This window comes from Thioalkalivibrio sp. ALMg11 (assembly GCF_000377905.1).
Lineage (GTDB): Bacteria > Pseudomonadota > Gammaproteobacteria > Ectothiorhodospirales > Ectothiorhodospiraceae > Thioalkalivibrio.
Map to the genome: position 1 here is coordinate 25,356 of NZ_KB898875.1, position 25,903 is coordinate 51,258.

Sequence of the window (25,903 nt, forward strand, 5' to 3'; positions counted from 1 at the left end):
GCCGGTTCCTCGCTTTCAAAGGTGGCGCATTGTCTCCCCTCGTGATGCCGCGGGAAAGCCTTGGGCAAGGGTAACGGCCGCAACGGGGCCCCCAGTGCCGGGCTGCGGATCGACAAATGGCTATGGGCGGCGCGCTTCTACAAGACGCGCGCCCTCGCCAGCGAGGCGGTTGGCGGCGGCAAGGTCCACGTGAACGGCGAGCGCTGCAAGCCGGCGCGCCGGGTGCACACCGGTGATCGCCTGACCATCCACCGCGGCCCGCAGGTCTGGGAGCTGGATGTTGTCGATTTGAGCGATCAACGCCGGCCGGCGCGCGAGGCCCAGGCGCTGTACACCGAGACCGAACAAAGCCAGACCCGGCGCGAGGCCGAAAGCGAACGCCGGCGCGCCCAGCGCGCGGTCGCAGACAGCGCCCCCAGCCGGCGACCGGACAAGCGCGAGCGGCGCAAAATCCGCCGCTTTATTCGCCAGGACGGCAGCGACAGGAGTGAATCCGAGTGAACAACCCCGAAGGCTCGAGCGGTCCGCCCGTCACGCCCCGGCTGGCGGTCGATATGGTCATCCACCACCCGGCGCAGCCCGGTCGTGTGCTGGTGATCGAGCGCCACAACCCCCCGCACGGCTGGGCCTTGCCCGGCGGCTTCGTCGACGTCGGTGAGTCGACCGAGCATGCCGCGGTGCGCGAGGCGTGCGAAGAGACCGGGCTGGAGGTCGAGCTGGAGGCGTTGCTGGGGGTGTATTCCGACCCGGAGCGCGACCCGCGCGGGCACACCGTCAGTGCGGTCTACATCGCGCGGGGCCGGGGCGAGGCCAAAGCCGGCGATGACGCCGCCGACTGCGCCTGGCTGGACCCGGAAGATTCGGGCCAGGTGCTGGTCTTTGACCACCGACGCATCCTCGACGACTATCGGCGCTGGCGCCTGACCGGCGAAACCGCCGCCCCGCGTCCGGTGCAAAAAGCGGGATGAATTCGGCCAAGCTGTTACCATACGGCGCTTTCGACCACCGATACGGTATCGCGTGACAAAGGCTGACCCCGCAACCCCGTCCCGGCCCGACAGCGAACTGCCGGAACCGCGCGTCTACGAGCGTGCGGATCACGGCATCTCGCGCGCGGCAATCGACGACAACGCCCTGAAGGTGCTCTATCGCCTGCGCGAGGCCGGCTACCGCGCCTGCCTGGTCGGCGGTGGCGTGCGCGACCTGCTGCTGGGGCGCGAGCCGAAGGACTTCGATGTCGCCACCGACGCCACCCCCGAGCAGGTGCGCGGCCTGTTCCGTAACTGCCGTTTGATCGGGCGTCGCTTTCGTCTGGCGCATGTGCTGTACGGGCGCGAGATGATCGAAGTGGCCACCTTCCGCGCGCCGCACGACGACGAGTCAGAGGACGAAGGCCAGGTCGCGCTGAGCGAGGAAGGCCGTATCCTGCGCGACAATCGCTACGGCACCATCGAGCAGGATGCGATCCGCCGCGACTTCACCATCAACGCGCTGTATTACGACATCGAGGACTTCTCGGTGCTGGACTACACCGGTGGCTTTGAGGATCTGCGTGCGGGCGAGCTGCGCCTGATTGGCGACGACGTCGAGACCCGGCTGCGCGAGGACCCGGTGCGCATGCTGCGTGCGGTCCGCTTCGCCGCCAAGCTGGGTCTGACCATCGCGCCGGAGGTCGAGGCCGGCATCTTTGATCTGGCCTCGCTGATGCAGGCCGTGGCCCCGGCGCGGCTGTTCGACGAGGTGATCAAACTGTTTCACAGCGGTGCGGCGGTCACCTGCCTGGACGAGCTGGAACGCTTCGGCCTGTTCGAGCCGATGTTCCCCGAGGCTGCGGCCTGCTTTGCCGATCCGGACGTCGGCCCCGAGCGCCGCCAGTTCCTGGTCGAGTCGCTGCTGAATACCGACAAGCGCATTAACGAGGGCCTGGGCGTGAACCCGGCGTTCCTCTATGCGGCCATCCTCTGGGCCCCGGTGCAGGTAGCGGCGGCCAAACGGATCGCGGCCGACGAACAGGAGATCCCGGCCTGGCAGCAGGCGATGGCCGAGGTGCTGGATCGTCAGGTGAAGACGGTCTCCATTCCCAAACGCTTCAGCCTGATCGTACGCGAGATCTGGGAACTGCAGGCACGGCTGGAGCGCCACCGTGGTGGCCGCGCGTTGCGCCTGCTGACGCATCCACGCTTTCGTGCCGGCTATGACTTTCTCTGCCTGCGCGCCCGCGCCGGCGATGCCGACCCCGAGCTGTGTAGCTGGTGGACCGAGATCCAGGAGCTGGACGAGGACGCACAGAAGGCCATGGCGGGTGCCCAGGGCAAGGGTGCTCCCAAAGGGGATGGCAAGGCTGGAGCCAAGAGCAAGTCACGCCGTGGCGGCCGGCGCCGGCGTCGGGGGCGCAAGGGCGGCGCCGGCGAGAGCGCCGATTCGGGGGCAACCCCGGAATCGGGGGGTGGCGAATGAGCGTGCCTGCCAGCGGCGTGCACGCGTACATCGGGATCGGCGCGAACCTGGGTGATCCCGAGACGCAGGTGCGGGATTCCTTTGCCCGGCTGGCGCGCGAGTTGCCGCAGACGCGTCTGATCGGGCGCTCGCGGCTGTTCCGGAACCCGCCGATGGGCCCGCAGGACCAGCCCGACTACGTGAACGCCGTGGCCCGTCTGCACACCCGGCTGGAGCCGCTGGACCTGCTCGCGGGGCTGCAGGCAATCGAGTGCGCCTGCGGGCGCGAGCGGGACGGTACCCGCTGGGGACCGCGCCTGCTGGATCTGGACTTGTTGCTGTTCGGCGAGCAGTCGCTGGATCTGCCGGGGCTGAGGGTGCCGCACGCCGGGATCGCCGAGCGCGACTTCGTGATTCTGCCGCTGCTCGAGCTGGCCCCGTCGCTGCAGATCCCGGGAGCGGGTCCGCTGGAGCGGCTGGCGCAGCGCTTCGACGGTGCGAGCCTGATCCCGATCGCGGAACCGGAGGAGGCCGTGGCGACTGCGGAGGGGCGCGGATGAGCCTCGCCGATTTCGATTTCATCGCGGTGGAGGGCCCGATCGGGGTCGGCAAGTCGAGCCTGGCGAAGCGCCTGGCCGAGCACCTGCGGGCCGAGGGCATCTTCGAGGAACCGGACGACAACCCCTTCCTGGATCGTTTCTATCAGGAACCGGACAAGCACGCCCTGGCGACCCAGCTGCACTTCCTGGTGCAGCGCGTGCGCCAGCTGACGCCGCTAGCGCAGAAGGGCCTGTTCGAGCAGCGCCATGTGTCCGACTACCTGATGGACAAGGACCCACTGTTCGCTGAACTGAACCTGCATCCGGACGAGCTGGAGATCTACCGCGAGATGTTCCGCCATCTGCGCGGCGGTCTGCCGCGCCCGGACCTGGTGGTCTACCTGCAGGCCCCGGTGGAGGTTCTGCAGGACCGTATCCGCCGTCGGGCAAGACCGTACGAACGTCACATCGAGGCCGGTTATCTGGAGCGACTGAACGCGGCCTATGCGGAATTCTTCTATCATTTCGAAGGACCGGCGCTCGTGATTGTGAACGCCACCGAGATCGACTGGGTGAACAACCCGGCCGACTTTGACCAGCTGGTGCAGTTCCTGGAGCCGATCCAGGGCGGGCGGCACTACTTCAACCCGTTGCCGATCTCGCTCTGAGGCTGGCAAGCCGGACTGCCCGGGAGGCATGAGCATGCGTCCGATTACCGTGAACACCCTGGCCAAGCGCAAGCAGGCGGGCGAGCCGATCGTCTGCCTGACCGCTTACGACGCCGGCTTTGCCGGGCTGCTGGATCGTTGCGGGGTCGACGTGATCCTGGTCGGCGATTCCCTGGGCATGGTGGTCCAGGGGCATGCGACCACTCTGCCGGTTACGCTGGAGGACATGGTCTACCATGTAGCCAACGTGGCCCGCGGCAGCGAGAACGCGCTGATCATGGCCGACATCCCATTCCTCGGCGATGTCGATCCCGCTACCGCGCTGGCCCAGTCCGGCGCGCTCCTGCGCGCCGGGGCTCACATGGTCAAGGTGGAATGCGGCGGGATGGAAGTCGCCGTGGTCGAGCGCCTGGTCGCCGCCGGGATTCCCGTCTGTGCCCATCTGGGCCTGACCCCGCAGGCGGTGCACCGTCTGGGCGGGCACCGCGTGCAGGGGCGCGACCCGAAGGCGGCGGCGGAGCTGGAATCCCTGGCCGCGCAGCTAGAGAACGCCGGGGCCCAGGCCCTGCTGCTGGAGGGCATCCCCGAGAGCCTGGCCGATGTCATCGTGCGCAGCGCAGGGGTCCCGGTGATCGGGATCGGCGCCAGCCCGCGCTGCGATGGCCAAGTGCTCGTCTTGACCGACGTGATCGGCCTGACGCCCGAGCCGCCGCGTTTCGCGCGCGATTTCCTTGCCGATGGCGGTTCCCTGGAGGGCGCCGTGCGCGGATACTGTGACGCCGTGCGAGCGCGAACTTTTCCCGAATCCGGCGTGCATACCTTCAGTTAAGGAGCCGCTGATTGATGTACATGTTTGCGTTAGTACCCCAAGTGTTCCGAGACAAGCGGCGCAACGCAGGATCTGGGAACATGGGGCACCAACGCGAGCGTGTACATGAATCAGCGTCTCTTTAACCGCGTCTCCCAACGGATGGATCCTGGCCTATGAGAATTCTGCGTGATCGGCCGCAACTGGTGGCCATGCATCGAGAGTGGTCGCGCAAGGGGCGCGGCACCGTGGCCCTGGTACCCACGATGGGTAACCTGCACGAGGGCCATATGACCGTGATCCGGCATGCCCGGGCACGTGCCCAGCGGGTGGTGGTATCGATCTTCGTGAACCCGCTGCAATTCGACCGCGCCGAGGATCTGGAGCGCTATCCGCGCACCCTCGACGAGGATGCCCGGCTGGCGACCGAGGCCGGTGTGGATGCCCTGTTCTGTCCCACCGACGAGGACATGTACCCTGCCGACGGCATGCCCCCGGTGCAGGTGGTGGTGCCGGTGCTCTCGGAGATCCTGGAGGGTAACTACCGCCAGGGGCATTTCGAGGGCGTGGCCACCGTGGTGACCAAGCTGTTCAACCTCGTGCGCCCGGATCTGGCCCTGTTCGGCGAGAAGGACTACCAGCAGTTCAAGCTGATCGAGCGCATGGTGCAGGGGCTGGACATCCCCACCCGGGTGGAGGCAGTCCCGACCGTGCGCGAGCCGGACGGGCTGGCCTTCAGTTCACGCAACAGCCAGCTGTCGGAAGAGGCGCGGGCCGTGGCACCCGAGCTCAAGCGGGTGCTGGACGAGGCGGCGACCGTCTGCCGCACGGCCACCAAATTCGATGCCGACCGCATCGGCGAGGTGGAGGCCCGCGCCAGCGATCGTCTGCGCGAGGCCGGCTTCGACCCCGAATACCTCTCCATCCGCCGTGCGGAAGACCTGATGGAGCCGAAAACCGATGTGCCCCTGGCCGAGCAGGACCTGGTGGTCCTGGCCGCCGCCTGGCTGGAAGGCGTCCGCTTGATCGACAACGTCCGCACCCATACCGACTGACCCCGTTTGTTTGGGCTATCACGAAGCGCACGAAGACACGCAGAAGGTCAGGGGCAACTCACTGGAGAACGGGAACGTTAAACGGTAACGATTGAGATGCGTAATGCCGAAAGGAGGCCATGTTCTTGCTGGCCCCCGAGCGCCGTCGACCGTTCTGTTCTGTGACTCTTCCGGTACTCAGCCTTGCTGTAAATCGCCCTTGAAGTTCTCCGTGTCCTCCGCGTCCTCTGTGGTGAAAAACCATCGACCCGAGAAGGCACGTTTGCCGTAGCCGCCAGGATCGCGGATAATTTTTCGCCCTTCCGAGGTTCAAGCCGGGAATTCGCCGTATGTTTGTCACCATGCTGAAAGGCAAGCTGCATCAGGGCCGGGTCACGCATTGCGAGCTGGAATACGAGGGCTCCTGTGCCATCGACACTCGCCTGCTGGACGCCGCCGGCATCCTGCCGTTCGAGCAGATCCAGATCTACAACGTCGACAATGGCGAGCGCTTTACCACCTACGCGATCGAGGGCGAGGCCGGCTCCGGGATCATCTCGGTTAACGGCGCGGCCGCGCACAAGGCCGCGGTGGGCCATCGCGTGATCATCTGCGCCTATGGCCAGATGGAGGCCGCCGAGGCCCGCGAATTCACGCCCGACCTGGTCTATCTCGACGCCGGTAACCGCATCGTGCGTACCGGTAACGGCATCCCGGTCCAGGCCGCTTAAGAACACTCTCCTTCGCGCGCGCCTCCCGCAGTTGTCGGGCCGGTGCTGCGCCGCTATCCTCGACGCCCATGAATCTCCACGAATTCCAGGCCAAGGCCCGCTTTCGCGACGCCGGCATCCCCGTCCCCGAAGGTCAGGTGATCGACGCCGCCGAGCAGGTCTCCGAGGCCTGGCATGCGCTGGGTGCCGAGCGCGGGCTGGTCAAGGCCCAGGTGCACTCCGGCGGCCGCGGCAAGGCCGGTGGCGTGGTGATGGTGGATTCCGTCGATGCCGCGCGCGAGGCGGCGGAAACGCTGCTGGGCTCGCGCCTGGTGACCGGCCAGAGCGGCCCCGAGGGGCTGCCGGTGGACCAGTTGCTGCTGGAGCCGGCGGCGGACATTGCGCGCGAGTTCTACTTCGCGATGCTGGTGGATCGCTCGCGCGAACGCCTGGCGCTGGTGGTCTCCGCCGAGGGCGGCATGGACATCGAGACCCTGGCGGCCGAGCGCCCGGAGGCGGTTGTGACCCTGCCGATTCATCCGGCCACTGGCGTGATGCCGTTCCACGGCCGCCGGGTCGCCGCCACCCTGGGTCTCTCCGGCGATGCGGCGAAGGCGGTGGCGCAGCTGGTGACCAATGCCCATGCCCTGTTCCAGCAACTCGACGCGCAGCTCCTCGAGATCAACCCGCTGGTGCTGACCCATGAGGACCAGTTGCTGGCGATCGATGCCAAGCTGACCATCGACGACTCCGCGGCCTACCGCCAGAAGGCGCTGTTCGCGGAGCGCGACGTGCGCCAGCGCGACCCCGCCGAGGAACAGGCGCACGAACACGACCTCAACTACATCCGTCTGGACGGCTCGATCGGCTGCATGGTCAATGGCGCCGGGCTGGCGATGGCGACCATGGATCTGATCCAGCTCCACGGCGGATCGCCGGCCAACTTCCTCGATGTTGGTGGCGGCACGACGGTGGAGCGGGTCACCGCGGCGTTCAAGCTGATCCTGTCGGATCCGTCGGTGGAAGCGGTGCTGGTGAACATCTTCGGCGGCATCGTGCGCTGCGACCTCATCGCCGAGGGCATCATCGCGGCAATCCGCGAGGTGCAGATTCAGGTGCCGGTGGTGGTGCGCCTCGAGGGCACCAACGCCGAGCAGGGCCGTGAGGCCCTGGCCAATTCCGGCCTGGACGTGATCCCGGCCGCCGATCTGGATGCGGCGGCGCGCGCCGTGGTGGAGGCCGTGGCATGAGCATCCTCGTCGACCGCGACACGAAGGTGATCTGCCAGGGCTTCACCGGCAAGCAGGGCAGCTTCCATTCCGAACAGGCCATCGCCTACGGGACCCGCCTGGTCGGCGGCGTGACGCCCGGCAAGGGCGGACAAAGCCACCTGGACCGGCCGGTGTTCGACACCGTGGCCGATGCGGTGGAGAAGACCGGTGCCACGGTCAGCATGATCTACGTCCCGGCGCCGTTCGCAGCGGACGCGATCTGCGAGGCGGCGGACGCGGGGATCGAGCTGGCGGTCTGCATCACCGAGGGCATCCCGGTGCAGGACATGGTGCGGGTCAAACAGGTGCTGGCCGGCAGCCCCACCCGGCTGATCGGCCCGAACTGCCCGGGCATCATCACCCCGGATGCCTGCAAGGTCGGGATCATGCCCGGTTACATCCACAGTCGCGGGCGCATCGGCATCATCTCGCGCTCGGGCACGCTGACCTACGAGGCGGTCAAGCAGACCTCGGACCTCGGGCTCGGTCAGAGCACCTGCGTGGGCATCGGCGGCGACCCGATCCAGGGCCTCGACTTTGTCGACTGTCTGCGCCTGTTCCGCGACGATCCGGAGACCGAAGGCGTGCTGATGGTGGGCGAGATCGGCGGTGATGCCGAGGAACGCGCCGCGCGCTACATCGCGGACGAATTCGACAAGCCGGTGGCCGCCTATATTGCCGGCGCCACGGCGCCGCCAGGCCGGCGCATGGGCCATGCCGGCGCGATCATCGCCGGCGGACAAGGCACCGCGGAGCAGAAGATGACGGCCCTGCGCGAGGCCGGCGCGACCGTGGCGGAGAGCCCGGCCGAGCTGGGTGCCGCGATGCAGTCCGCGCTCGCCCGCGCCTGACTCGCCGATGGCCCCTGACCAGCCCCTGCGTCTGGCCCTGGCCCAGATCAATCCGGTCGTGGGTGGGCTGGACGACAACCGCCACCGGATCCTGGAGGCCATCGAGCAGGCCCGCGCCGGTGGCGCCCGCGCGGTGGTTTTCCCGGAACTCGCGGTTACCGGTTATCCCCCCGAGGACCTGTTGTTGCGCCCGGCATTTCTGCTGGGCGTGGACCGTGCGGTGGCGGCGATCACCAAGGCGGCGCGGGGTATCGACGTGATCCTGGGCGCCCCGGTGCGCAGCGAAGCCGGCCTGATCAACGCGGCCCTCTGGCTGCGCGACGGGGCCTGTATCGCGCGCTACGCCAAGCAGGTCCTGCCCAACTATTCGGTGTTCGACGAGCAGCGCTATTTCGTCGCCGGCGATGCCGCCTGTGTGGTCGAACTGGACGGCTGGAGCATCGGGCTGACCGTTTGCGAGGACATCTGGCAGCCGGGTCCGGCTGCCGGGGCACGAGCTGCCGGGGCCGGGGTCCTGCTGAATCTCAACGCCTCGCCCTATCATCGCGGCAAGGCCGAGGAACGCCTGCAGGTGGTCGGGGCGCGGGTCGCCGAGACCGGCTGCCCGGTGGTCTACGTGAACCAGGTGGGCGGGCAGGACGAGCTGGTATTCGACGGCCGCTCGTTCGTGCATGACCCGGTCAGCGGGGCCCGCGCCGTACTGCCCGCCTGGGCCACCGGCCAGGGCCAGGTGGAGGTAAGTCGCAGTGCGCAGGGGCCGGTCCTTCGGCCTCGTGACGAACACATGCACCTGTCCGCCTGCGGCATCCTTCCGACCCTGACCGATCCCGGCCCGGAACCGGACGAGGCGGACGCACGCGATCTCTACCAGGCGCTGATGATTGGCATCCGCGACTACGTGGCCAAGAACGGCTTCCCGGGGGTGTTGCTGGGCCTGTCCGGCGGCATCGACTCCGGCCTGACCGCGGCCTTGGCAACGGATGCGCTGGGTCCGGCCGCGGTCACGGCCGTGATGATGCCCTACCGCTATACCGCCTCGATGAGCATCGAGGACGCGGAGGCGCAGGCGCGGTTGCTGGGGATCGAGTACCACGAGATCGCCATCGAGCCGATGGTGGAGAGTTTCATGGCCGGGCTGGGGGATGCCCTGGCCGCCTACCCGGCCGGGGCGGGGGACGTGACCGAACAGAACCTGCAGGCGCGTGCCCGCGGCGTGCTGCTGATGGCATTGTCGAACCGCAGCGGCAAGCTGCTGCTGGCCACCGGCAACAAGTCCGAGATGGCGGTGGGCTACTCCACGCTGTACGGCGACATGAACGGCGGTTTTGCGCCGCTGAAGGACGTCTCCAAGCAGTGGGTGTACCGCCTGGCGCGCTGGCGCAACACGCGCGGCGCGGCGATCCCGCCGCGGGTGATCGAGCGTCCGCCCAGCGCCGAGCTGGCCCCGGACCAGCAGGATGCCGACTCGTTGCCGCCGTACGACGTGCTGGACGCGATCCTCGAGGCGTTCGTCGAGCAGGAGCAGTCGGTTGACGAGATCGTCGCCCAGGGCTTTGACCAGCCTACGGTGGAGCGAATCGCGCGCATGGTATTTATTGCCGAGTACAAGCGGCGCCAGGCCGCGCCGGGGGTGCGGGTCAGCCCGCGCGCCTTCGGCCGCGACCGGCGCTACCCGATTACCTCGGGCTATCGCCCGGACTGAGTGATCCCCGACGCCGTACCTGGCCCCCGTCATTGCGAGGAGGCGAAGCCGACGCGGCACAAAAGCAGCGAAGCTGCGTTGAACGGCCGCAGGCCGGCCCGAAGGGCGAGCGTAGCGAGTAACCTCCGTCCGGAACCCCCGACGTTCGCTTTGGCCGGCGTCGCGGTCGCCCAGCGAGATCGCCACGGCGCTGCGCGCCTCGCGATGACGGTGCTTCGTCGCTGCGTTCCTCGCAATGGCGGGGGCACGGGACGCGCGCGGGGTTGGATCTATCAGCGCAGGGCCGGGGGTTTGATACACTTCCAGATGTGAGACAAGCGCTCGCGCAGCGGGCTCAACCAAAGGGATTCGCATGAAGAAGATCGAGGCGATCATCAAGCCGTTCAAGCTGGAAGATGTCCGCGAGGCCCTGACCGAGATGGGCATTGCCGGTATGACCGCGACCGAGGTCCAGGGTTTCGGCCGCCAGAAGGGCCACACCGAGCTCTACCGGGGCGCGGAATACGTGGTCGACTTCCTGCCCAAGGTGAAGCTGGAACTGGTGGTGGATGACGACCGTGTCGATCCCTGCATCGATGCCATCGTGAAGGCCTCACGTACCGGCAAGATCGGGGACGGCAAGATCTTCGTGTCGGCCATGGACCGCGTGGTCCGCATCCGCACCGGCGAAGAGGGCAGCGAAGCCCTCTAGAACGGCGGAGTTACGGGCACCGTCATTGCGAGGCCCCGCAGGGGCGGGGCCTCGCACAAAAGCAGCGAAGCTGGGTTGAACGGCCCCAGGCCGGCCCGAAGGGCGAGCGTAGCGAGTAACCTACGTCCGGAACCACCGGATCCTGACGCTCTGCCAGCGTCAGGAGGTTGCCGCGTCGCTGCGCTCCTCGCAATGACGGTGCCACCCCCAAGGTGGTGCGGGGTGCTGGCCAGGGATGGCTTTACTGTTGAGCCGCTTTCCCCGCTTAATTCGTCAGGAAGGGGATGCGGTCCATGACGCGCCACAGGCCGCGGCGTTCCTCGCCTTCCAGTTCCACCGGCTCGCCGGCGCGCACGGCGACGGCGGCATCCGGGTAGTTCAGTTCCAGGACGGTCATGGTGTTCTCGGCGTGGTCTTCCAGGCCGAGCTCGGTGTAGGCGCGGTGCAGCACGGCCAGGGCCTTCGGCATGACCTCGGCCCCGGGGTAGGTGGCGATCACGTTGCGTGCGCGCTGGGCCCCGGCGACCCAGGCGGTACGCTCCATGTAGAACTCCGCCACGCGCAGTTCATAGGCGGCCAGCGCATTGCGGATGTAGAGCATGCGCTGGTACGAGTCCGGCGCGTAGCGGCTGTCCGGGAATTCGCGGATCAGGCGGTCGAAGTCCTGGAACGCCTGGTCGAAGGGCTCAGGGTCCATCTCGGCCGGGTCGCGCGGGAACAGGTTGGCGAGAAAGCCCTGCTGGCGGTTGAAGTTGATCAGCCCGCGCAGGTAGTACGCATAATCCAGGTTAGGATGGCGCGGGTTCAGCTGCACGAAGCGGTCCACGGCCGCCAGGGCGGGTTCCGGCTCGCCGGCCTTGTAGTAGGCGTAGGGAATCTCGATCTGCGCCTGCTGGGCGTAGCGCCCGAACGGGTAGCGCGCCTCGAGTTTTTCGTAGTATTCGACGGCCTGATCGTAGTTGCCCTCGTTCAGGGCATTCTTGGCCTCGCCGTAGAGCTGACTGGCAGACCAGCCGAGCGTGGGGTCTTCGCGCCCGGCGCAGCCGGCGACCACGAGCGCCACGAACAGAACGACGAACAGGCGCGACAGGTGCGGGACAGAAATCACGGCGAGGCCTCACAGATGAACCAAAGTCCAAGGATTCTACAACATCAAGCCCCGGTGGCGACGAGCGGGAGGGCGCGCAATGAGTGAACCGCGTGAGGCCCATCTTCCGGAGGAGGCGGCCGGGCAGCGCCTGGATGCCGCGCTGGCGCAGCTGTTCCCCGAGTATTCGCGCAGCCAGTTGACCCAGTGGCTGAAGGAGGGGGCGTTGCGGGTGGACGGCGCCTCGCCGCGCCCGCGCACGCCGGTTCGAGGGGGCGAGCGGGTCGAGCTGCTGGCGCCGGATGCCCCGGTGCTGGCGGCGCAGCCCGAGGCCATTGCACTGGATGTCCTGTACGAGGATGCGGCGGTGCTGGTGATCAACAAGCCGGCCGGGCTGGTGGCCCATCCAGCGGCCGGGCATCGTGACGGCACACTGGTCAATGCCCTGCTGCATCACGCCCCGGAGCTGGCGCAGCTGCCGCGCGCGGGCGTGGTCCACCGCCTGGACAAGGACACCACCGGACTGATGGTGGTCGCGCGCACCCCGGAGGCGCAGACCGCCCTGGTGCGCCAGTTGCAGGCGCGCACCGTGCACCGTGAATACCGTGCCCTGGTCCAGGGTCGGGTGATCAGCGGTGCCACCATCGAGGAGCCGATCGGGCGCCACCCGGTGGATCGCAAGCGCCAGGCGGTGACCGGCGGCGGCAAGCCCGCGGTCACGCATTACCGCGTGGCCGAGCGCTTCCCCTCCCATACCCTGCTGAATGTGCGCCTGGAGACCGGCCGCACCCACCAGATCCGCGTGCATATGGCGCATATCCGTCATCCAATCGTCGGGGACCTGACCTACGGCGGACGCCCGCGTCCGGTCAAGGGCATGGGCGAGGCGGCCAAGGCCACGGTGGCGGCCTTCAAACGCCAGGCCCTGCACGCGGCGCGCCTGGAGTTCGAGCACCCGACCAGCGGCGAACCTTGCGCGTTCGAGGCCCCGCTGCCGGAGGACTTCGAGGCCCTGCTCGCGGCCTTGCGCGCCGATGCCCGGGAGGCCGGTGATGCCTGAGGCCCTGCCCCTGCTGGCGCCATCCCCCGGCGAGTTGCCCGCCGGCGTGCGCGCGCTGCAGACCACCCGGGCGGGCGGCGTCAGCACCGGGCCCTGGGCCGCGCTGAACCTGGCGCTGCATACCGGCGATGCCCCCGAGCATGTGGCGGAGAATCGGCGTCTGCTGGAACCGTCTTTGGGGCTGGCCGCGCCGATCGCCTGGCCGCGCCAGGTCCACGGCACCGGCGTGATCACCGCCGATGCGCTGCATGCGGCGCTGGAGGCCGGCGACGGGGGCGAGGCCGACGCAGTGGTCAGCGACCAGCCTGGGGTGGTTTGTGCGGTGCAGACTGCCGACTGCCTGCCGGTGGTGCTGGCGACCGCCGATGGGGCGGCGGTCGGGGTGGCGCATGCCGGCTGGCGCGGGCTGGCCGACGGTGTGCTGGAGGCCAGCGTGGAGGCCCTGCAGACGCTGCGTCCGGGGATGCCGATCCAGGCCTGGATGGGGGCGGCGATCGGCCCCGCGGCCTTCGAGGTCGGCCCCGAGGTGCGCGAGGCCTTTGTCGCGCACGACCCGGAGGCCGTTGCCGCGTTCTGCCCCGGCGCCGAGGGCCGCCTGCTGGCGGATCTCTACCTGCTGGCGCGGCAGCGCCTGCAGCGGGCCGGGGTAGCGCGGGTCGCCGGTGGCGGGCATTGCACCTTCACCGAGGCGGATACCTTTTTCTCCTACCGCCGCGATGGTGAGACCGGGCGCATGGGCACGCTCGTCTGGGTCGATCCCGGACGCCTGCGATAACCCCGACGCTCGGTCCGGCGTGTGGTTGCCCATGGAGATCGCCGCGTCGCTGCGCTCCTCGCGATGACGGTGCTCCTGTCCCCGTCGTTGCGAGGCCCTGCAGGGGCCGTGGCACAAAAGCGCGAAGCGCGTTGAACGGTCGCAGGCCGGCCCGAAGGGCGAGCGCAGCGAGTAACCGCTGGACGGAACGCCCGGCGTTTGTTCGGGACGGCGTTGGCGTTTGTCTGATGCGGGGGTTTCCGTCCGTCTATCCTTGAAGGTCAGGGGATTGTCCCCATCATTGGTGTCAGTTCATCCAGATTTGACCGAGGGGTTTCCCAATGCGAATGGATCGCCTGACGACCAAGTTCCAGTCCGCCATCGCGGATGCACAATCACTCGCGGTAGGCCGCGATCACCAGTTCATCGAACCGGCCCACCTCCTGCTGGCCCTGCTGGACCAGGAGGGCGGCACTATTCGGCACGTGCTCGACCGTGCCGGCGCCAACGTGCGCCAGCTGCGTTCGGCACTGGGCGAGGCGCTGGACCGTTTGCCCAAGGTGGAGGGCGCCGCGGGCGAGGTGCATGTCTCCAACGACCTGGGGCGCTTGCTGAATGTCTGCGACAAGCTCGCTCAGGAGCGCAAGGACCAGTACATCCCCAGCGAGCTGTTTCTGCTCGCGGCGATCGCCGAGAAGGCTGGCGTGGGTGAGATGCTGCGCAATGCCGGCGCCAACAAGGACTCGCTGGAGAAGGCCGTGGACGACATGCGCGGCGGCGCCCAGGTGGACGACCCGAACGCCGAGGAGAACCGCCAGGCGCTGGATAAGTACACCATCGATCTCACCGAGCGCGCCGAGCAGGGCAAGCTGGATCCGGTGATCGGGCGTGACGAGGAGATCCGCCGCTCGATCCAGGTCCTGCAGAGGCGCACCAAGAACAACCCGGTGCTGATCGGCGAGCCCGGTGTCGGCAAGACCGCGATCGTCGAGGGCCTGGCCCAGCGCATCATCAACGGCGAGGTGCCCGAGGGGCTGAAGGACAAGCGCGTGCTCGCGCTGGATCTGGGCGCCTTGCTGGCCGGGGCCAAGTACCGCGGCGATTTCGAGGAGCGGCTGAAGTCCGTGCTCAAGGAGCTCTCGCAGGAAGAGGGTCGCGTGATCCTGTTCATCGACGAGATCCACACGCTGGTCGGCGCCGGCAAGGCCGAGGGCGCGATGGATGCCGGCAACATGCTCAAGCCGGCTCTGGCACGCGGCGAGCTGCACTGCATCGGCGCGACCACGTTGGACGAATACCGCCAGAACATCGAGAAGGACGCCGCGCTGGAACGTCGCTTCCAGAAGGTGGTGGTGGACGAGCCCACGCTGGAAGACACCATCGCCATTCTGCGCGGGCTGAAGGAGCGCTACGAGGTCCACCACGGGATCGAGATCACCGACCCGGCGATCGTTGCCGCCGCGCAGCTGTCGCAGCGCTACATCACCGACCGCCAGCTGCCCGACAAGGCGATCGATCTGATCGACGAGGCCAGCTCGCGCATCCGTATGGAGATCGACTCCAAGCCCGAGTCCATGGACCGCCTGGAGCGGCGTCTGATCCAGCTGAAGATCGAACGCGAGGCGCTGAAGAAGGAATCCGACGACGCCTCGAAGAAGCGGCTGGATACCCTGGAGGGCGAAATCGATCGCCTGGGGCGTGAGCTCTCCGATCTGGACGAGGTCTGGAAGTCCGAGAAGGCCGCGGTGTCCGGAGCCGCCCAGTTGAAGGAAGAGCTCGAGCGTGCGCGTACCGAGCTGGAGACCGCCCGCCGCGCCGGCGATCTGTCGCGCATGTCCGAGCTGCAGTACGGGCGCATCCCGGATCTGGACAAGTCCCTGGCCATGGCCCACGAGATGGAGAGCCAGGAAACCCAGTTGCTACGCACCAAGGTGACCGACGAAGAGGTCGCCGAGGTGGTCTCGCGCTGGACCGGCATTCCGGTCTCCAAGATGCTGGAGGGCGAGAAGGACAAACTGCTGCGCATGGAAGAGGCCGTTGGCGACCGCGTGGTCGGCCAGACCGAGGCGGTGCACGCAGTGGCCAACGCCATCCGCCGTTCGCGGGCGGGCCTGTCCGACCCGAACCGGCCGAATGGCTCGTTCCTGTTCCTCGGCCCGACCGGGGTCGGCAAGACCGAGCTGACCAAGGCGCTGGCGTCATTCCTGTTCGACACCGAAGAGTCCATGGTGCGCATCGACATGTCCGAGTTCATGGAGAAGCACTCGGTGGCGCGGTTGATCGGGGCGCCCCCGGGCTATGTCGGCTACGAGGAGGGTGGTTACCTGACCGAGGCCGTGCGCCGCAAGCCGTACTCCGTGATCCTGCTGGACGAGGTCGAGAAGGCGCACCCGGATGTCTTCAACGTGTTGCTGCAGGTGCTGGATGATGGTCGTCTGACCGACGGTCATGGTCGCACCGTGGACTTCCGCAACACGGTGATCGTGATGACCTCCAACCTGGGCTCGCAGCAGATCCAGGAGATGGCCGGCGAGGCGAACTACGATGCAATGAAGGCCGCGGTGATGGAGATCGTCGGGCAGCACTTCCGCCCCGAGTTCATCAACCGCGTGGACGACGTGGTGGTGTTCCACCCGCTGGAGCGCGAGCAGATCCGGGCGATCGCTGGCATCCAGCTGCAGTTCCTGCGCGACCGCCTGGAGGAGCGCGATCTGGGGCTCACCATTACCGACGCCGCGCTGGATCACCTGGGCGCCGCCGGTTTCGACCCGGTGTATGGCGCGCGTCCGCTCAAGCGGGCGATCCAGACGCAGATGGAAAACCCGTTGGCGCAGTCGCTGCTGTCCGGCGAATTCGGCCCCGGCGACACCATCGAGGTGGATATGGCCGGGGACCAGCTCACCTTCACGAGGGCCGCGGTTGCAGCCTGACCGGTCCGCCTTGTCCCCCGGACGAAAAGGCCCGCCCCTGTGCGGGCCTTTTTTTGTCCGGGGCTGAGCGGGGGCAACGGACTGCGGGGCGGATTCTGCGCGGGGGCGGGAGTCGAGTGAAGAGGCCGGATGCGGCAGATGGCCGCATCCGGCGGTGGTGGTTGGGTAGTGACGGGCTCAGGGGTCGTGGGTGGCCTGGGCGTCCACTGGTTCCTCGAAGGCGATGAACAGGATGCAGTCCTCGTCCGACATGCAGTGGGTGGTATGTGCCAGCCGGGCCGGGCCGTAGGCATAGGTGCCCGGGCGGAGCACGACCGGGTCCTGGTCGTCGTAATCGACCTGCATCTTGCCTCTGACGAGCACCATGCGTTCGGCGCTGGTGTGCCAGTGGTGGGGCGCGGTGGTGTTGCCGGGGAGGAGGAAGAAGACGTCGGCATTGGGCTGCGCCGGGTCACCCTGCAGCACGGCGAGCCGGCAGCCGTCCGGCATGAAGGCCGGGCACCGGCCCCATTCGAGGTCGGGGGAATCGGGTTCGTGGATGAAGGCCGGGCCTTGGTCCGCCGTCACCGCCGTCCAGGCGGCGACCAGCGCGAGGGCGGCTGCGGCCGATGCAAGGCGGGGTATGGCCCCGGTGGGCCGGATATCGTGTTTGGACATGATGCACCTCCTGTGGGGCATGGCTTCACCCGGCTGCGCTCCGGGTGGGCGTTGTCGTGGTGTGGCTGACCGGGCGGGCTTTTGCCTGTAATCCTGGCTGGTTCCAGCCGGGGTGGCTTCCATGATCTTGCGGTAGGGGGGCGGATGTTGCGGTTGGTGGGCACCGGGCAGCGCCACGATTGCCGGGTCGCTACACTCGGGGTCTGGGAGTTGTCGGATAGGGATGTTCGGAATGGCTGTGTTGCGGGTGTGTGCCGTCCTGGCGGTGGTGTTGGGGCTGATGGGGTGTTCGCTGCTGGATGCGCGAGAGCAACTGGCGCGCATAGGCGGGGCCTGCGTGATCAGCGGTACGGTAGGGTCGAACGAAGGGGCGGATAGCCTGGAACGGACCGGGCCCTATGTGGTGGCGGTGTTCCGCGAGCCGGGCGCCGGCGCCGTTGTGCCCGAGCCGGCGGATCATGTGGTGAGCGCGCGCGGCGGGAGCTGGTTCTTTGCCCTGGAGCCCGGTCGTTACAGCGTGCTGGCCTTCCGCGACGAGGATGGCGATCGCGCGCATCCGGCCGGCGCACCGGTCCAGCACGTCGCGGGTGGCGATTCGCTGGATTGTGGCCCTGGCGGACGGCTGACCGGGATCGATATCCGCGTGAACGGGAATGATCGCCTGGCGCACGCCATTCGCCTGCCGGATACGCGTGGTCCTGCGGACGGCGCGGCGCCGGACGCCGTGCCGCTGAGCTTGGGCCGGGTGACGGCCTACGGCGAGATTGCCCATCTGGATGATCCGCGCTTCGCGACCGAGGTGGCGCGGGGCAGCCAGTGGCGCCCGCTGGATTTCGTGTTGGCGGGGTATGCCGGGGTGTACTTTCTTGAGCCGTACGATCCCGCACGGACGCCGGTGCTGTTCGTGCACGGGATGAACGGCTCGCCGCGGGACTTCGCCGGGCTGCTGGAGGCCCTGGACCACGAGCGCTACCAGCCCTGGTTCTACTATTACGCCTCCGGGCTGCCGCTGCAGTCGGCCGCGGCGCACCTGGCACAGGTGGTCGAGGAGCTGGAGGTGCGCCACGGCGTCGAGTCACTGCCGGTGGTGGCACACAGCATGGGCGGACTGGTCGCCCGCGGCTTCCTGAACGAACGTGCTCAGCGCGGGGCCGCGGCGACCGTTCCGGCCATGATCACCCTGTCCACGCCTTGGGCCGGGCACGAGCGCGCTCAGCGGGGTGTCGACCGCTCGCCGGTGGTGGTCCCGGTATGGCGCGACATGGCGCCGGGCAGCGCCTACCTGGAAGGCCTGTTCGCGGATGCCGGCGCGGCGGCGACCGAACTGCATCTGCTGTTCGGCTACCAGCGCGGGGAGGGGGGCGCGCGCGCCACCGCGGACGGGGTGCTCACGCTGGCGAGCATGCTGCACCCGCCCGCGCAGCGCGAGGCGGCCTCGGTCTTCGGGGTGGCGGCCACTCACGCCGGCATCCTGTCACATCCACTGGTGCTGGAGCGGGTGGACGGGCTCCTGTCCGGGGTGCCTGGGGACTGATCTTGTGTCGGCGTCTTGGGTCTGTGGCCGCGACGGCGCAATGGGATCAGCGTAGTCTGAAGGCATGCCTGCCGCCTGGACGTCCTCGGCAGGCCAGCCAGCGGGGAGCGCGATGCAGTTATTCGAGTGCGAGGTCTGTGGGCAGGGGGTGTATTTCGACAACACCTTCTGTACCCGCTGCGGCCACCGGTTGGGGTTTCTTCCAGACCGTCTGGAGGTCTCTGCCATGGCGCCGGCGGGGGAGGCTGTGGGTGCCCGTGGCCGACCGATCCCCGGTGGACTGTGGCGGGTGGCGGACGAGCCGGACGGGCGGCTTTATCGCCAGTGCCGGCACTACGCGGTGGACGCGGTGTGCAACTGGATGGTTCCGCATGACGAGTCCCAGCCCTTCTGCCAGGCCTGCCGCCTGAATCGCACCATCCCGGACCTCAGCGTGCCGGGTAATGCGCGGCTGTGGGAGCGCCTGGAGACCGAGAAGCGACGCCTGGTATACGGCCTGCTGCGCCTGCGCCTTCCGGTGGTGCCGAGGAAAAGCGATCCCGGGGGGATTGCGTTCGATTTCCTGGCCGACCCGGCCCCCGAGTTTCGCGAGGGCGGTGGCGTGGTCACCGGTCACGCGAACGGGCTCATTACCATCAATATCGCCGAGGCCGACCCCGCCGTGCGTGAACGCATGCGCGAGGCGATGGCCGAACCCTATCGCACCATTCTCGGCCACTTTCGCCACGAATCCGCGCACTACTACTGGGACCGTCTGATTCGCGGCACCCACTGGCATACCGACTTTCGCGAGCGCTTCGGCGACGAACGCGCGGACTACGACGAGGCCCTGCGGCGCCACTACGCCGGCGGTCCGCCGGCGGACTGGCAGGCGTCGTTCGTGTCTGCCTATGCCAGTTCGCACCCCTGGGAAGACTGGGCCGAGACCTGGGCCCACTACCTGCACATCGTGGATACGCTGGACACGGCCTCCGCCTACAACATGGACATCGAGCCTGTCGCCGGGCCCTCGGCGCGGCTGGGGGCGCAGGGGAATCTACCGGCCTTCGACGCCTATGCCACGGCCGACTTCGACCTGTTGCTGGAGCACTGGCTGCCGCTGGTCAGCGCGCTGAACAGCCTCAACCGCAGCATGGGCCACGCGCATGTCTATCCCTTCGTGCTGACCGCCACCGCGATCGCCAAACTGGCATTCGTGCATCAGGTCATTCAGGATTTCCGCACGGGCACCCGTGCACAGCCGGTGGGCGCCGCCGCTCCCTGATCGGTCGGCCACGGACCGGCAAACACCCGGTCCCCGAAAGATACCCAACCGCAAGCGAAAGGACGCGAGATGTACAACGTTGCCACCCGCGGCCCGTTCAAGGGGCTGAACCCGCGTGTTGCGCCGCTGGCGCTGATCCTGGTGGTGATCATCGCCCTGCTGGGGGTCTATCGCACCGAGCAGCTGGGCGCCGTGGTGGGGGATGCGCGGGCCTTCGTGACGCCGCTTCTGGAGTGGTACTACGTGGTGATCATGGCCTTCTTCCTGGTCATGGTGATCTGGCTCGGGGTGGGGCGCTACAAGGACGTTCGCCTGGGGCGCGACGACGAGGTGCCGGAGTTCACCACGCTGTCCTGGTTGTCGATGCTGTTCGCCGCCGGCATGGGCGTCGGGCTGCTGTTCTGGGCGGTGGCCGAGCCACTGTCGCATTACGGCGGCAATCCGTTCCTGCTCGAGAACGGCGATCAGGCGGCCGCCGCGGACATGTCGATGGTGCTGACGTATTTCCACTGGGGGCTGAACGCCTGGGGCGTGTTCGCGCTGCTGGCGCTGATCCTGGCCTATTTCAGCTTCCGCAAGGGTCAGCCGCTGGCGTTGCGCTCGGCCCTGCACCCGCTGATCGGAAAATACAGCCATACCTGGCCGGGCGATCTGGTGGATCTGCTGGCCATCGTGGCCACGGTCTTCGGGATCGCGACGACCCTGGGGCTGGGAATCCAGCAGCTGGAGGCCGGGTTGGCGCACACCGCCGGCATCTCGCTGGAAGGGGATCGCGGTCTCCTGCTGCTGACGGCGCTGCTGACGGTGACCGCGATCGTGTCGGTGGTGGCCGGGATGCAGGCCGGGGTGCAGCGGGTCAGCCAGGCCAACCTGTGGCTCAGTGTCGCGCTGCTCGGACTGCTGCTGGTATGGGGGCCGACCCAGTACCTGCTGGCGCTGGTGGTGCAGTCCAGCGGCAGCTACATGCAGAACCTGCTGGGGTTGTCGCTGTACACCCATGCCCACCACCTGGACGGGTGGCACTCCGACTGGACGGTCTTCTACTGGGGCTGGTGGCTGGCCTGGGCGCCGTTTGTCGGGCTGTTCATCGCACGCATCTCGCGCGGGCGCACGCTGCGCGAGTTCGTGATGGGTGTGCTGCTGGTGCCGACGCTGATTACCTTCTTCTGGCTCGCACTGCTGGGCGGTACGGCCCTGCACGCCGAGGTCGAGGGCATCGCGAACATTGCCGATCAGGTGGCGGAGGACCTGACCATGGCGACCTTCGCCACCATGGAGACCCTGGAGCCCTGGTTGATCGCGCAGACTGGCGCCGTGCTGATTACGGTGCTGATCGCCACCTACCTGCTGACCTCCGCCAATGCCGGCATCGTGGTCATCAACACCCTGCTGGCCCATGGCTCCACCGAACACCGGGCGATCCACCTGATCCTGTGGGGCGCGATGATCGGGCTGGTGACCGGCGTGCTGCTGCTGGCGGGCGGGCTGGAGGTCCTGCAGAACGCGGTCATCCTCGCCGCACTGCCGTTCTCGCTGGTGATGCTGATGATGGTGGTCGGCCTGATGCGTGCCCTGGAAGACGAACGCTATGCCCCGCGCCCGGGCGAACATACGATCGCCCCCAGCGAGCCCTGGACGGTCCCCCCGGACCGCGTCCACGAGGACTTCGACCAGGAAGACGACGCCCCCGAGGCCCGCGACGAAGACGATGACCCTCGCCGTTCCTGACGCGGCCCCCGTTTTCCACCACGAAGCACACGAAGGCACGAAGAAGGTCAAAAGCCTGCTACCACAGAGGGCACGGAGGACACGGACAAAATCTGGGTTGAAGGGAAAAGCGCATCGAACTGCGCCTTCGCTACCCAGGCGTTACCACGTTCGTTTCTTTTCTCTGTGTTCTCCGTGGTTCAAATCGCTCTTGAAGTTGACCTTCTTCGTGCCTTCGTGTGCTTCGTGGTGAACACACAACCAGCCCTGAACCGCGGAGAAAGGCCCGCGCATCCTGCGTCCACTTTCGGGGTGGCGGGGCTTGCCGTAGCCTGTGCGCAACGATTTCACGAACCGCGAGAGGAACCCCATGAGCGATACCCTGCAGTTGTCCGGCGAGTTGATTCAGAAGGTCCAGGATCTGCTGGTCGAGGTGGACCCGAAGGCGCAGCAGCCCATTGTGGCCGTGCAGTACCTGAGTGCGATTACCGGGTTCATGGTCGCGCAGATGCCGGAGTCGGTGAACGAGCGCAAGGAGTATCTGAAGCAACTCTCCGAGTTCGCCGAGTCGGTGTTCGTGGACGTCGAGAGCCGCAAGCAGGCGGCCCCGCCGCCGCAGGAGGCCAGTGGCGTGTGGCGCCCCGGCGAGAACTGATCGCCATCGGCCATGCCGCTGTTGGGTGTGGCCGCAGTCGGGTGCGCCGCAACCCCGGCGATTTTGTGAAGGCGGGGCGGGTCAGCCGTCTCCGCCGCCTTCCTTCTTGTCCTTGCGCATCTGGCGCAGCATGGCTTCCTGCTCGTTGAAGCTCGGCATGCGGCGCTTGCCGCCGGCGTCGCGGGCCGGGTCGCTGCGACCGGCCAGGCCCGACTGCCCGGGCTTTTCGGCTTCCTTGAGCTGCTGGTACTCGTCCAGTTCGCGGCGGGCGTCTTCGTCGCTGGTGTAGCGGCCACGGTAGTCCTGCGGTGGCTCTTGGCCCTTGCGCAGGAAGAGCTTCTTGCGCAGCTCCTTGTTGTAGTCGGTCACCCGGCGGTCGATCCACCACAGATCCACCAGTGCCCATGGCACGCCAATAATCAGCGGTAGCAGCCACCAGGAGGCGGGGCCAAACCCGGCGAGGGCCAGGGTGGCAGCACTGAGCACCAGGAAGCCGGCGCCGCCCAGGGGCTCGCGCAGGTAGAAGCGATGCAGCCCCAGCGGGAACAGGATCCACGCAGCGTAGGCTGCGGGCCGGGTGCGCATCTCGCGGGCGAGGCGGGCGTTGACCGCCTGCAGGCCGCCACCTTCCAGGTCCAGTTCCTTCCAGGCCTTGCTCATGCGAGTCTCCGTTGCGTTCGCGTATGAGGGCCACGGTAGTCCGACCGGCGCGCGTGGGCGATTGCGCGGGTGTCGCGCGGGGCTTTTACGGGCGTGGTCTCAGCCCTCTTCGCGGGTGGCATCGCGCTCCAGCAGCCGGCGCACGGTGTCGTGCACCGGACGGCCCTGGTAAAGCACAGCGTGCACCTCGGCACAGATCGGCATGTCCACCTCCAGTGCCTTTGCCCGCGCGACGGCGACTCGGGCGGTCTCCACGCCCTCCACCGACTGCCCCACCCGCGCGCGGGCGGTGTCGAGATCCAGGCCTTCGCCCAGCATCCGGCCCAGGCGGCGGTTGCGCGACTGGTTGTCGGTGCAGGTGAGGATCATGTCCCCCAGGCCGGAGAGGCCGGTGAGGGTGGTTGGGTTGGCGCCGACCGCCGCGCCGAAGCGCTGGATCTCGGCTAGCCCGCGGGTCATCAGCGCGGCGCGCGCGTTGGCCCCGAATCCGGCGCCATCGGCGATCCCGGTGGCCACCGCGAGAACGTTTTTCAGTGCCCCGCCCAGTTCCACGCCGATCACGTCGGTGTTGCGGTACAGGCGCAGCGAGCGACCGTGCAGGGCCTCCACCAGGCAGTCCATGTGGGCCTCGTCGCTGGAGGCCACGGACAGCGCGGTCGGTTGCTCCTGCGCCACCTCGGCGGCGAAGGAGGGGCCGGAGATCAGAGCTGGCGGGCGCTCGGGCCCCAGTTCCTGTTCGGCAATCTCGTGCAGCCAGGCCCCGGTTGCCGTCTCCAGGCCCTTGGTGGCCCAGGCGACCACCTGTTCGCGCGCGAGGCGCGGGGCGATCCAGCGCAGGGTTTCGCGGAAGGCACCGGAGGGGACCGCGATCAGGACCAAGTCGCGGCCCTCGATGATCGCGGGGTCGGCGCTGACGCGCAGGTTGTCCGGGAAGCGCAGGTCGGGGAGGAAGCGGGCATTCTCGCGTTCGCGTTCCAGTTGCCCGGCTGTGGCGTCATTGCGCACCCACAGGGCGACGTCGGCATGCAGGCGGGCCGCATGCACGGCCAGCGCCGTGCCCCAGCAGCCGCCTCCGAGGACCGCGATACGCATCGGTTGCGCCTCGCGTCAGGCCTGCTGCGTGGGTTCGGCCGGGTCGCCGCCGGCCTGCTGCTTCTGTTCCTGCAGGTGCTGGGCATACAGCGACTCGAAGTTGACCGGCTGTAGCAGGAGCTGCGGGAAGCCGCCCTTCAGCACCAGGTCGGCCACCGTTTCGCGGGCGAACGGGAACAGCACGTTGGGGCAGTAGGCACCCAGCAGGTGGTTGCGCTGATCCTCGGCAAAGTTGCGCAGGATGAACACGCCGGCCTGCTTGATCTCCACCAGATAGGCGGTCTTGCCTTCGGATTCGGTGGTCACGGTCAGGCCCAGTTCCACCTCGAAGGCGCCGGCGGCCTCGTCGATCGGGCGTGCGTTGGTGTTGAGCTGGATGTTGGTCTCGCCCTTCCATTCGCGCATGAATACCTCGGGGGATTCCGGTGCCTCGAAGGACAGGTCCTTGATGAAGACCTTCTGGATGGAGAAGTCGGGCCGGTCGTTCTGTTCGGCCTGGGCCGCGCCGTTGCCGCTTTTCGGGGAATTCTTCTCTTCAGCCATGATGTTGTCTCGCAGTCGTCTGGAATCGGGGCATTGTAAGGGGGATGGGCGGTGTTTTTCGGGGTGGCCTGAGCGATCCCGTTTGCCACCCGTTGCCGGCGGCGGCGCGTGTTATCCGGAGGCGTTGTCGGTCGGGGATTCGAGGCCGGCCTCGCTGGCCAGGCGGGCCAGTTCGCCGCTACTGTCCATCGCCTGCAGTTCGTCGAAGCCGCCGATGTGTGTGTCGCCTAAAAAGATCTGCGGGACCGAGGTGCGGCCAGCGGCGCGCTGCTCCATCTCGGCGCGCAGGCCGGGCTCGCGGTCGACGGCGTACTCCGCGAGCGGGTAGCCACGCTGGTTGAGCAGGCGGCGGGCGAGCAGGCAGAACGGGCAGCGCCCGCTGGAGTAGACCTCGAACTGCATTACTTCTTCTTGATGGGCATGTTGGCCGATTGCCAGGCCTGGATGCCACCCTGCAGGTTGACCACGTCCTCGAACCCGGCCGCGGTCAGCTGCTGCGCGGCGCTGGCGGAGCGGTTGCCGCTGCGGCAGTACACCACTACCGGCTTGTCCTTGTACTTCTCGATGTCGCCCATGCGCTTTTTCAGGCTGCCGAGCGGGATGTGCTTGGCGCCGCCGATGCGTCCGGAGGCGACTTCGTTGTCCTCGCGCACGTCCAGCACCAGGGCGTCGTCCTGGTTGATCACGCGCACCGCCTCGACCGGGGAGAGCGAGCGATACTTGCGGTTCAGGCGTCGCAGTTCGACGAACAGGATCATCCCGATCACCGCCAGCAGGGCGCCGGTCAGGATGGGGTGGTTGGCGAGAAATTCAGGCAGGCGTTCAAGCATTCGGGAGACCGGATCGGAGGGGTGGGTGTCAGGAACTGCAGAAAACGTCCTGCATCATACCGATCAGGCGCAGGGTCCGGGAGTCCCCCACCCGGTAGTAGACCCGGTTGGCGTCCTTGCGCGTGGCGAGGATGCCCTTGTCGCGCAGGATGCCGAGATGCTGCGAGATGTTGCTCTGCGACGTCCCGACCTGATCGACGATTTCCTGTACGCTGATTTCGCGATCGCCGAGAATGCAGAGGATCTTCAGGCGCAGCGGGTGGGACATGGCCTTGAGCGAGCGCGAGGCCCGCTCGATGTCTTCGTCCTGGGACATCAAACCGTCTTCGACGTACATTTCGTCTTCAACCGTTTCGTTGCTCACGGCATGCCTCTCTTGCTCGCGAGGGAAGGCCCTCGCAACTGGGTAAGAATATAAGA

At 67.8% G+C, this 25,903-nt stretch carries 27 protein-coding genes; 19 read left to right on the forward strand and 8 right to left on the reverse strand.

Annotated elements, in window-relative coordinates; all coding sequences use genetic code 11:
- Nucleotides 1-60 precede the first annotated feature (60 nt).
- From D578_RS0109710 to D578_RS0109765, 12 genes are all read left to right on the forward strand, one after another.
- Nucleotides 61-501 (forward strand): RNA-binding S4 domain-containing protein, encoded by a 441-nt coding sequence (locus D578_RS0109710; RefSeq protein ID WP_018949770.1) that lies wholly within the window; start codon nt 61-63, stop codon nt 499-501.
- Nucleotides 498-968: an NUDIX hydrolase gene (locus D578_RS0109715; protein WP_018949771.1), complete on the forward strand. Its 471-nt coding sequence runs from the start codon at nt 498-500 to the stop codon at nt 966-968. Before D578_RS0109710 ends, D578_RS0109715 begins: the two co-directional genes overlap by 4 nt.
- Before the next feature lie 52 nt (nt 969-1,020).
- A complete protein-coding gene (gene pcnB, locus D578_RS0109720) occupies nt 1,021-2,457 on the forward strand; it encodes a polynucleotide adenylyltransferase PcnB (protein WP_018949772.1) in 1,437 nt (478 codons plus the stop codon).
- Nucleotides 2,454-2,996, forward strand: coding sequence for a 2-amino-4-hydroxy-6-hydroxymethyldihydropteridine diphosphokinase (folK, locus tag D578_RS0109725; protein WP_018949773.1), 543 nt, complete (start codon nt 2,454-2,456; stop codon nt 2,994-2,996). Before pcnB ends, folK begins: the two co-directional genes overlap by 4 nt.
- Nucleotides 2,993-3,643, forward strand: a complete 651-nt coding sequence (locus tag D578_RS0109730) for a deoxynucleoside kinase (protein WP_018949774.1) — start codon at nt 2,993-2,995, stop codon at nt 3,641-3,643. The genes folK and D578_RS0109730 overlap by 4 nt, the downstream gene beginning before the upstream one ends.
- 34 nt (nt 3,644-3,677) lie before the next feature.
- Nucleotides 3,678-4,472 (forward strand): 3-methyl-2-oxobutanoate hydroxymethyltransferase, encoded by a 795-nt coding sequence (panB, locus tag D578_RS0109735; protein WP_018949775.1) that lies wholly within the window; start codon nt 3,678-3,680, stop codon nt 4,470-4,472.
- 155 nt (nt 4,473-4,627) lie between these two features.
- Complete coding sequence (panC, locus tag D578_RS0109740) at nt 4,628-5,506, forward strand: pantoate--beta-alanine ligase (protein ID WP_018949776.1); 879 nt, start codon at nt 4,628-4,630, stop codon at nt 5,504-5,506.
- 329 nt (nt 5,507-5,835) lie between these two features.
- The gene (gene panD / locus D578_RS0109745) at nt 5,836-6,216 is read left to right on the forward strand and encodes an aspartate 1-decarboxylase (protein ID WP_018144141.1); all 381 of its coding nucleotides are present in this window, start codon (nt 5,836-5,838) and stop codon (nt 6,214-6,216) included.
- 68 nt (nt 6,217-6,284) lie between these two features.
- Nucleotides 6,285-7,445 carry an ADP-forming succinate--CoA ligase subunit beta gene (gene sucC, locus D578_RS0109750; protein WP_018949777.1) on the forward strand — a complete coding sequence of 387 codons (1,161 nt, stop codon included), beginning with the start codon at nt 6,285-6,287 and terminating at the stop codon, nt 7,443-7,445.
- Complete coding sequence (sucD, locus tag D578_RS0109755) at nt 7,442-8,317, forward strand: succinate--CoA ligase subunit alpha (RefSeq protein ID WP_018949778.1); 876 nt, start codon at nt 7,442-7,444, stop codon at nt 8,315-8,317. Before sucC ends, sucD begins: the two co-directional genes overlap by 4 nt.
- Before the next feature lie 7 nt (nt 8,318-8,324).
- On the forward strand, nt 8,325-10,019 hold the full coding sequence (locus D578_RS0109760; RefSeq protein ID WP_018949779.1) for an NAD+ synthase: 1,695 nt from the start codon (nt 8,325-8,327) through the stop codon (nt 10,017-10,019).
- Nucleotides 10,020-10,371: 352 nt separating this feature from the next.
- Nucleotides 10,372-10,710 (forward strand): P-II family nitrogen regulator, encoded by a 339-nt coding sequence (locus D578_RS0109765; protein ID WP_018949780.1) that lies wholly within the window; start codon nt 10,372-10,374, stop codon nt 10,708-10,710.
- A 265-nt stretch (nt 10,711-10,975) separates the two neighbouring features.
- On the opposite strand, the gene D578_RS0109770 is transcribed toward D578_RS0109765, so the two are convergent.
- Nucleotides 10,976-11,818, reverse strand: coding sequence for an outer membrane protein assembly factor BamD (locus tag D578_RS0109770; RefSeq protein WP_018949781.1), 843 nt, complete (start codon nt 11,816-11,818; stop codon nt 10,976-10,978).
- Nucleotides 11,819-11,897: 79 nt separating this feature from the next.
- Here D578_RS0109770 and rluD point away from each other — a divergent pair, with 79 nt between their 5' ends.
- The 3 genes from rluD (at nt 11,898) to clpB (ending at nt 16,541) form a co-directional block, all read left to right on the forward strand.
- Nucleotides 11,898-12,857 (forward strand): 23S rRNA pseudouridine(1911/1915/1917) synthase RluD, encoded by a 960-nt coding sequence (gene rluD, locus D578_RS0109775; RefSeq protein ID WP_018949782.1) that lies wholly within the window; start codon nt 11,898-11,900, stop codon nt 12,855-12,857.
- Nucleotides 12,850-13,632 (forward strand): peptidoglycan editing factor PgeF, encoded by a 783-nt coding sequence (pgeF, locus tag D578_RS0109780; RefSeq protein WP_018949783.1) that lies wholly within the window; start codon nt 12,850-12,852, stop codon nt 13,630-13,632. The genes rluD and pgeF overlap by 8 nt, the downstream gene beginning before the upstream one ends.
- 326 nt (nt 13,633-13,958) lie before the next feature.
- A complete protein-coding gene (gene clpB / locus D578_RS0109785; protein WP_018949784.1) occupies nt 13,959-16,541 on the forward strand; it encodes an ATP-dependent chaperone ClpB in 2,583 nt (860 codons plus the stop codon).
- 177 nt (nt 16,542-16,718) lie between these two features.
- Here clpB and D578_RS0109790 read toward each other — a convergent pair whose 3' ends face one another.
- Nucleotides 16,719-17,198 carry a cupin domain-containing protein gene (locus tag D578_RS0109790; protein ID WP_018949785.1) on the reverse strand — a complete coding sequence of 160 codons (480 nt, stop codon included), beginning with the start codon at nt 17,196-17,198 and terminating at the stop codon, nt 16,719-16,721.
- Nucleotides 17,199-17,430: 232 nt separating this feature from the next.
- Here D578_RS0109790 and D578_RS0109795 point away from each other — a divergent pair, with 232 nt between their 5' ends.
- The 4 genes from D578_RS0109795 to D578_RS0109810 all read left to right on the forward strand — a co-directional run bounded on the left by D578_RS0109795 (nt 17,431) and on the right by D578_RS0109810 (nt 22,358).
- Nucleotides 17,431-18,732, forward strand: a complete 1,302-nt coding sequence (locus D578_RS0109795; RefSeq protein ID WP_018949786.1) for a triacylglycerol lipase — start codon at nt 17,431-17,433, stop codon at nt 18,730-18,732.
- Nucleotides 18,733-18,844: 112 nt separating this feature from the next.
- Nucleotides 18,845-19,996, forward strand: a complete 1,152-nt coding sequence (locus D578_RS0109800; protein ID WP_026289289.1) for a putative zinc-binding metallopeptidase — start codon at nt 18,845-18,847, stop codon at nt 19,994-19,996.
- A 69-nt stretch (nt 19,997-20,065) separates the two neighbouring features.
- Nucleotides 20,066-21,724, forward strand: a complete 1,659-nt coding sequence (locus tag D578_RS0109805) for a BCCT family transporter (protein WP_018949788.1) — start codon at nt 20,066-20,068, stop codon at nt 21,722-21,724.
- A 349-nt stretch (nt 21,725-22,073) separates the two neighbouring features.
- On the forward strand, nt 22,074-22,358 hold the full coding sequence (locus D578_RS0109810; RefSeq protein ID WP_018949789.1) for a hypothetical protein: 285 nt from the start codon (nt 22,074-22,076) through the stop codon (nt 22,356-22,358).
- An 81-nt stretch (nt 22,359-22,439) separates the two neighbouring features.
- Here D578_RS0109810 and D578_RS0109815 read toward each other — a convergent pair whose 3' ends face one another.
- The 6 genes from D578_RS0109815 to D578_RS0109840 form a co-directional block, all read right to left on the reverse strand.
- Nucleotides 22,440-23,018, reverse strand: a complete 579-nt coding sequence (locus tag D578_RS0109815) for a hypothetical protein (protein ID WP_018949790.1) — start codon at nt 23,016-23,018, stop codon at nt 22,440-22,442.
- Between the two features lie 99 nt (nt 23,019-23,117).
- Nucleotides 23,118-24,110, reverse strand: a complete 993-nt coding sequence (locus tag D578_RS0109820) for an NAD(P)H-dependent glycerol-3-phosphate dehydrogenase (RefSeq protein WP_018949791.1) — start codon at nt 24,108-24,110, stop codon at nt 23,118-23,120.
- A 15-nt stretch (nt 24,111-24,125) separates the two neighbouring features.
- Nucleotides 24,126-24,653: a protein-export chaperone SecB gene (gene secB, locus D578_RS0109825; RefSeq protein WP_018949792.1), complete on the reverse strand. Its 528-nt coding sequence runs from the start codon at nt 24,651-24,653 to the stop codon at nt 24,126-24,128.
- A 111-nt stretch (nt 24,654-24,764) separates the two neighbouring features.
- Entirely contained in the window at nt 24,765-25,055 is a 291-nt protein-coding gene (gene grxC / locus D578_RS0109830; RefSeq protein WP_018949793.1) for a glutaredoxin 3, read from the reverse strand.
- A complete protein-coding gene (locus D578_RS0109835) occupies nt 25,055-25,483 on the reverse strand; it encodes a rhodanese-like domain-containing protein (RefSeq protein ID WP_018144124.1) in 429 nt (142 codons plus the stop codon). Before D578_RS0109835 ends, grxC begins: the two co-directional genes overlap by 1 nt.
- Nucleotides 25,484-25,511: 28 nt before the next feature.
- Complete coding sequence (locus tag D578_RS0109840) at nt 25,512-25,847, reverse strand: helix-turn-helix transcriptional regulator (RefSeq protein ID WP_026182005.1); 336 nt, start codon at nt 25,845-25,847, stop codon at nt 25,512-25,514.
- Nucleotides 25,848-25,903: the final 56 nt, after the last annotated feature.